Origin of the sequence: Tardiphaga sp., from assembly GCF_044336785.1 — a bacterium.
Classification (GTDB): domain Bacteria; phylum Pseudomonadota; class Alphaproteobacteria; order Rhizobiales; family Xanthobacteraceae; genus Tardiphaga.
Genome location: NZ_JBIIOT010000167.1, coordinates 1 through 6,279, shown reverse-complemented (window position 1 = coordinate 6,279; position 6,279 = coordinate 1). Strand labels below are relative to the sequence as shown.

General features: G+C 62.8%; 9 protein-coding genes and 1 other RNA gene. 2 read left to right on the top strand and 8 right to left on the bottom strand.

Annotated elements, in window-relative coordinates:
- Positions 1-541 (bottom strand): septal ring lytic transglycosylase RlpA family protein (locus tag ACIQ2A_RS25275; protein WP_398484704.1); only part of this gene is annotated, 541 nt, incomplete at its 3' end.
- Positions 542-836: 295 nt separating this feature from the next.
- Here ACIQ2A_RS25275 and ACIQ2A_RS25270 point away from each other — a divergent pair.
- On the top strand, positions 837-998 hold the full coding sequence (locus tag ACIQ2A_RS25270; protein WP_398484702.1) for a Flp family type IVb pilin: 162 nt from the start codon (positions 837-839) through the stop codon (positions 996-998).
- 12 nt (positions 999-1,010) lie between these two features.
- Here the strand turns inward: ACIQ2A_RS25270 and ACIQ2A_RS25265 are convergent, their stop codons facing one another.
- The 3 genes from ACIQ2A_RS25265 to ssrA form a co-directional block, all read right to left on the bottom strand.
- The gene (locus ACIQ2A_RS25265; protein WP_398484700.1) at positions 1,011-1,148 is read right to left on the bottom strand and encodes a hypothetical protein; all 138 of its coding nucleotides are present in this window, start codon (positions 1,146-1,148) and stop codon (positions 1,011-1,013) included.
- 115 nt (positions 1,149-1,263) lie between these two features.
- Positions 1,264-1,392 (bottom strand): hypothetical protein, encoded by a 129-nt coding sequence (locus tag ACIQ2A_RS25260; RefSeq protein ID WP_398484698.1) that lies wholly within the window; start codon positions 1,390-1,392, stop codon positions 1,264-1,266.
- Between the two features lie 152 nt (positions 1,393-1,544).
- Positions 1,545-1,865: a transfer-messenger RNA gene (ssrA, locus tag ACIQ2A_RS25255) on the bottom strand.
- A gap of 133 nt (positions 1,866-1,998) precedes the next feature.
- Between ssrA and ACIQ2A_RS25250 the strand changes: the two genes are divergently transcribed.
- The gene (locus ACIQ2A_RS25250; RefSeq protein WP_398484696.1) at positions 1,999-3,462 is read left to right on the top strand and encodes an L-lactate permease; all 1,464 of its coding nucleotides are present in this window, start codon (positions 1,999-2,001) and stop codon (positions 3,460-3,462) included.
- Here the strand turns inward: ACIQ2A_RS25250 and ACIQ2A_RS25245 are convergent, their stop codons facing one another.
- The 4 genes from ACIQ2A_RS25245 to ACIQ2A_RS25230 all read right to left on the bottom strand — a co-directional run.
- A complete protein-coding gene (locus tag ACIQ2A_RS25245; protein WP_398484694.1) occupies positions 3,463-4,206 on the bottom strand; it encodes an SDR family NAD(P)-dependent oxidoreductase in 744 nt (247 codons plus the stop codon). It lies immediately after the preceding gene.
- A 67-nt stretch (positions 4,207-4,273) separates the two neighbouring features.
- On the bottom strand, positions 4,274-5,062 hold the full coding sequence (locus ACIQ2A_RS25240; RefSeq protein WP_398484692.1) for an SDR family NAD(P)-dependent oxidoreductase: 789 nt from the start codon (positions 5,060-5,062) through the stop codon (positions 4,274-4,276).
- 44 nt (positions 5,063-5,106) lie between these two features.
- Positions 5,107-5,820: an ABC transporter ATP-binding protein gene (locus ACIQ2A_RS25235; protein WP_398484690.1), complete on the bottom strand. Its 714-nt coding sequence runs from the start codon at positions 5,818-5,820 to the stop codon at positions 5,107-5,109.
- Positions 5,820-6,279: ATP-binding cassette domain-containing protein (locus ACIQ2A_RS25230; protein WP_398484688.1), on the bottom strand; the 460-nt coding region annotated here is incomplete at its 5' end. The genes ACIQ2A_RS25235 and ACIQ2A_RS25230, both read right to left, overlap by 1 nt.

Sequence of the window (6,279 nt, the reverse complement as noted above, 5' to 3'; positions counted from 1 at the left end):
GACCGACATATTCGACGCGCACGCGCGCGATGCCGTTGCCCTTGAATTCCAGAAGTTCGGCGGCCTTGTTTGAGACGTCGATCAGGCGGTTGCCGTGATATGGACCGCGATCATTGACGCGCACGATCAGTGATTTGCCGTTCTTCACATTGGTGACGCGCGCATAGCTCGGGATCGGCAGGGTCGGATGCGCTGCGGTCAGCGACGCCATGTCGAACACTTCGCCATTGGCGGTCAGGCGGCCATGAAACGCGTCGCCATACCAGGACGCCATGCCTTCGGCGCGGTAATTGGCATTCTCCTCGGGAACATAGGTTCGGCCGGCCACCACATAGGGCTTGCCGACGCGATAGGTGCCGCCGCCTTTGGGAACAGCCTCCCCGGCGCCGACCACGCGCGGGCTGCTGGAGACACCGTATTTGGGATCGAGACGGCTGAAGCTTGTGGTCTGGGACGAGCAATTGGCCAGCGCCAGGCAGGCACCCATGGTCGCTACTGCGCTCGCAGCACGACCGATGCGGTGTGACCGAAGAATCCCCATGCGCCCCAATACCATTCCAGCGGTCATCTGCCCATCGGGCAACACGCGACCGCAAAATTACGATGTGCCCCACTTCCACATCGCGTGGTGAACATATCGTAGCTGGATCAGGGCGAAAATGGGGAGAACCGGCTTATGGTAAACACAAAGCTTCCGCCGATGGGCCGTGGCGCAACCTCAAATGACGGTCCTGCGCTCAACGTCACTCAATGGATGAGAATATCCGCTTATTTTACCGTCAGCAGTTCGGTAGCTATTTACGCGCGATTCATGCCGGAGCCGTAACGTCTGACGCATGACATTGATCAAACGCTTCATTGCCGACGAATCGGGCGCAACGGCCATCGAATACGGCCTGATTGCAGCCGGTATCGCACTCGCCATCATCGCTGTCGTCAATGGCACCGGCAGCAATCTCAAAGGCAAGTTCACATCGATCAACACGTCGCTCAGGTAAGCGACGTTACGATCAGCCGAACAGGCGCCCGCCCCGCTCCTCGCGGCGGATATACGGACCCCACAATACATCCTGCCGCCACAGATAGATCTGGACGCCAAGGCAGATGACGCCGACGATAGCCGCCAGCATAAGCAGTGTCTCGATCACGATCGCCCCCGATTGTGTTTCGGAGAGATGTACCGGACGAGATTTAAAATGACGGCGGGGAAATGCCTCGCATTGCGACGCCGCTGCTAACGCAGGTTAATTTGCGCGCGCCGCGTTAGCGCGGCGGCAAGAACGTCGCCGCATTGATCACGGCGACAGCCGCAAAGGTCATCATCCAGAGCGGCCACACCGGCGCATCGGCCGAATGATTGAACCGCCGGTGAACGCCAAAATTTCGCGCCATAGGTTGCTCCTTCTGTCCGATCGAGAATGCGCAGAAGTGTGCATTTCAAAGTGATCGAATTGCGTCGCAGCTTTGGCAATAGATTGCCGTCGCCCAGCGCGTGCACAAAAATCAGAGCCCAAAATAAAACCGCGCCATCCCGAAGGATGACGCGGCCGGCCGTTCTGTTGCTAGGTGGACCAACCCCGAACGGTTACGCCGCGAGGCGCACTTCGTTCATGCTAACGTTATCGTTGGCATTTAGGTTTTTGACCCGATAACGGCGGTATCATGCCGAGCACAATTCGCGACTTCTTCGCAGCCATCGATCCTGTTTCGCCCCCGCCTCAGCAGCCCTGCATCGAGATCCAGAAGCTGCTGAGGTGGAGGCGCCGGGTACTGCCCCCGGGTCTGCCTGCGGTCCATCGTGAGGTTCAGCGCCATCGTCTTGCGACAGACCCAATATAGGCGGGCCGGTCGAGGAAATCTAGATGCTGCCGAGCGCGGGACCGGCGCCCCGGAGCGCCTCTCGGCGAGGACCGAATCGCGGTATCGTGGCCGAAATGGTGACGCCTGCGCGAATTGCGCATTCTGCCTTCTGAGCAGGTTACCTCGGGAGGCGACGTCGTGCTTTATCTCGCTTGGTCATTGCCAGCGCTCGCCGTGATCGGCGTGATCGCCAGCGGTCAGGCGGGAACGCTTCCCGCTGCGCTGATCGGCCTCGCAACCGCCTTCGTTGTGGCGATGACGACCGCGCCGCATGTGTTTCCCATCGCCGATGCCGGCGCAGCCCTGCTGCGCGGCGCCTGGATCGGCTGGATCGTGGTGCCTTACATTCTCGGCGGCTTGCTGTTCTGGCAGATGGCGATCCGCAGCGGCAATGCGGCGATGCCCGTCGAGGAGACGCTGCCCAACGCGCATGCACGGCGGCGCCTGTTGTTCACGGCTTGCTATCTGATCGGGCCCTTTGCGGAATCCGCGACGGGGTTTGGCATCGGCATCATGGGGACGATGGTGCTGATCCGGCGGCTCGGGCTGAAGCCGATCGAACTGCTCGCCTTCTCGCTGATCAGCCAGACCATGATCGTATGGGGCGCCATGGGCAGTGGTGCGGTGGTGGGCGCGGCTTTCGCGCGAACGGATCCCACCGCTTTGGCGCTGCACACCAGTTACATCTATCTCGTTTTCAATGTTCTCTGGTTGCCGATCTATTGGTGCATGGCAGAGCGCGCCGGCATCGGGGCAAATTGGCGCGAGCGCGCGAGCGAAGCGGTCTGGCTGCTGGGCAGTCTCGGTCTCGCCATCATCGCCACGGCGTTTCTTGGGCCGGAGCCGGCGATGCTGGCAGCCTTCGGCCCGGCGATCGTGCTGCGCTATCTGATCGACGAGAAGCCGGATCGCGCGGCGCTCAGGGCAGCGGCCCGGCGCATGCTGCCCTTCACGCTGCTGATCGGCTGGCTGGCGCTGACGCGCCTGGCGCCGCCGCTGAACCAGTTCCTGCAGACATCGTGGAGCATCAGCCCATTTGCCGGGGCACCGGTCTGGGCTCCGCTCTTTCATGCCGGAACCTGGCTGGTGGTCGCCGCCGTGCTGACGGCGCTGCTGCGCGGGCACCAGCGCGCCTTCCCCGCCGAGATCGCGACGGCGTGGACGACCGGCCGGCTCGCCGTGCTCACGGTCGTGGTGTTCTCGATGATGGCCGAATTGCTATCGCGCTCGGGCATCGCCGGCGGCCTTGCCCGCGGCATGTATGAGACATTCGGCGTCTGGTCGGTGACCGTCACGCCGATGATCTCGGCTGTGTTCGGCGCGTTGGCCAATAGCGGCAATGCGGCCAACGGTCTGTTCATGCCGGCGCAGCTCAGCCTCGCCAAAGAGGCAGCGCTCGATGTTGCGGCCGTCGTCGCGCTTCAGCATGCGGCTGCGCTGTCGCTCAACATGGTGTCGCCGGTGCGGATGTCGATCGTGTGCAATCTGGCCGGCACGCCCGGTCATGAGCGCGAGGCCTATCGCGCGATGCTGCCCTTTGTCGTGGTCATCATCGCGGTCCTGCTTGTGATCTCGGTTCTTGTCGCCACCAGGCTCATCTGATCAGTGGAAGTGGGTGGCGCCGTTGATGTCGAAGATCGCGCCTGACGCATAACCGGCGCCGGCACCGCAGAGGAACACAGCGGTCGCGGCGATCTCCTCGGCCTTGGCCATGCGCTTCAGCGGATAGAGCGAGGTGTCATAGCCCTTGCCTTCGGTCATCGCGGTTTCGACGGGGCCAGGTGCGATGCCGTTGACGAGGACATTGCGCGGCGCGGATTTACTGGCCAGCCAGCGCACGAATGAATGAATGCCGCCTTTGGCGAAGGCGTAATGCGGACCGGTGCGCAGGCCGCCCATCCAACCCGCCACAGAGCCGCACAACACCACGCGGCCCTCGCCGGCTTCCATCATGCCCGGCACAAAAGCGCGGGTAAGATTAATCGGGCCCTTCACATTGGCGCGGATGACGCGATCCAGCGACTCCTCCCAATCCGGTGCCATCCAGTCGTCATGTGGTGCAATCGCCGCCGTATCGACGAGGCCATAAACGGGGCCGATCTGCTTGGCGGCGGCATCGACATCGGCACGCACGCCGGTATCCAGGCTGTAGATATCGGAGCGATCAGCCAGCTCGGCACCAACACGCTCGCGGATGCGGTCCTTGCCGACGATATCGATCAGAACCAGTGTGGCGCCCTGTTTGGCGGCGAGCTTTGCGGTTTCGCTGCCAATGCCGCCGGCTGCGCCAGCGATCACGATGCGGCGTCCGGTCAGATCGAACGGTGATTTCTGGGTAGAGGTCATGATGCTGTTTCCATAGCTGGGCGAGCTCTTTGCAGAGCTGCAGTCAGTTGGTTCCCGGTGAAGAAATTCAGCGTGCGGCGGGCACGCCGCCATAGGTCGTGAGATGCGAACTGGCGAGCCAGCCGGCATCGACGGGCAGATTGATGCCGGTGATCGCCGACGCATCGTCCGACAGTAGGAAGGCGACGCCGCGCCCGATCTCCTCGGGATCGACCATGCGTCCCAGCGCTGCGCCATCGGTCAACAGGCGCTTGTCGCGGGTGCCGCGTTCGATATTGGCCAGCAATGGCGGGGTGCCGACATAGCCCGGCGATACCGCATTGACGCGCACGCCCGAGCGGCCCCAATCGGCAGCAAGACACGCCGCCATATGAACAGCCGCGGCCTTCGACGGCGCATAGGCATGCAGCGGCGCGGTGCGCGAAGCCGTGACCGAACCCGTGATCACGATGCCTCCGCGCCCACGCTTGGTCATGCGCTTGCCCGCGGTGATGCAGGACACATAGACACCGCGCAGATTGGCGGCGATGACCTTGTCAAATTCGGCGAGCGGCAGGTCTTCCGATCGGCCACCCGACTGGATCACGCCGGCATTGGCGAACAGCGCCTCGATCGGTCCGAGACGGGATTCGATATCAGCGAAGGCGGCTTCAGTGGCATGTTCATCGGTGACGTCGAAGGGAACAGACTCCGCGCCGATCTTTGTTGCGGAGTCCTGATTGGCTTTCGCATTGATGTCGGAAATGACCACACGCCAGCCGCGTTCGATCAGCACCGTCGCTGTCGCCAGACCGATACCGCTTGCGCCGCCCGTCACCACGGCAATGCGGCCGCGCCCTTCGTCCCGTTTCGTCATGGCACTCCCTTTCTTGCTTTTGTTGGCGCGATGGCTGGCGGGTACTAGACCGCAAGATAGCGCTGCTTGATCTCTTCGTTGTGCCGGAGCTCATCGATGGTGGCGCGATACACGATCTGCCCCTTGTCGATGACCGTCGCATGGGTGGCGATGCCGAGGCAGAAATGCATGTTCTGCTCGGCCAGCAGGATGGTCACGCCCATGCCCCGCAACGTCTTGATGAGTTCGCCGATGGCCTGCACGATGATCGGCGCGAGGCCTTCGCTCGGCTCATCGAGCAGCAGCACATCGGGGTTGCCCATGAGCGTGCGCGCGATCGTCAGCATCTGCTGCTCGCCGCCGGACAGACGCCCAGCCATCCGCTCCTTCATGGTGGCGAGGATCGGAAACACCTCATAGATCCGCTGGCGGTTCCAGTGATTGTCGCCGCGCGGCCCCTTCTTGGCGGCGACAACGAGATTGTCATCGACGGTGTGCTCGGGAAACACTTGGCGGTTTTCCGGCACATAGCCGATGCCAGATCGTGCGATCTTGTAGGATGGACGGCCAGCCAGCCCCTGCCCCGCCAGCGCGACCTTGCCGCGGCGCGGGGGCGCCAGGCCAGCGATCATCTTGAAGGTGGTGGATTTGCCGGCGCCGTTGCGGCCGAGCAGCGCCATGGTCTGGCCCTGCTCGACGGCGAGATCGACGCCGAACAGGATCTGGCTGGCGCCGTAATAGACATCGGCGGCTTCGACATGAAGGAACGGCTCGGCCATCATGCCTCTCCTACCGCTTCGGACAGATGATGGTCGGTCCCGAGATAGGCGTCGATGACATCCTGATTGCGCCGGATCTCGTCGGCGGTGCCTGTTGCCAGCACGGCGCCGTATTTCAGCACATGGATCTTCTGGGCGATCTTGAAGACGATATCCATGTCGTGCTCGATGAACAGCACGGTCATCTTCTTCACCTGCCAGAGATGCTGCACCTTGCCGATCATCCGCCAGCGCTCGTCCGGCCCCATGCCGGCGGTCGGCTCGTCCAGCAGCAGCACTTTGGGCTCCATTGCGAGTGCCAGGCCGATATCGAGCAGCTTCTGATCGCCATGGGACAGGTTTCGCGACAGCGTGTGCGCCTTGTCGGCCAGGCCCAGCAGCTCGATGATCTCTTCGCTGCGCGCCTTGGTTTCCGGGATCGGGAAACGCCGTAGAAAGCTCCATGACTTCTGCTGATGC

Bases quoted from the DNA above. Each gene is read 5' to 3' on its own strand.
- ACIQ2A_RS25270 (WP_398484702.1), top strand. From the start codon at position 837: ATGACATTGATCAAACGCTTCATTGCCGACGAATCGGGCGCAACGGCC.
- ACIQ2A_RS25260 (WP_398484698.1), bottom strand. From the start codon at position 1,392: ATGGCGCGAAATTTTGGCGTTCACCGGCGGTTCAATCATTCGGCCGAT.
- ACIQ2A_RS25245 (WP_398484694.1), bottom strand. From the start codon at position 4,206: ATGACCTCTACCCAGAAATCACCGTTCGATCTGACCGGACGCCGCATC.
- ACIQ2A_RS25240 (WP_398484692.1), bottom strand. From the start codon at position 5,062: ATGACGAAACGGGACGAAGGGCGCGGCCGCATTGCCGTGGTGACGGGC.
- ACIQ2A_RS25235 (WP_398484690.1), bottom strand. From the start codon at position 5,820: ATGGCCGAGCCGTTCCTTCATGTCGAAGCCGCCGATGTCTATTACGGC.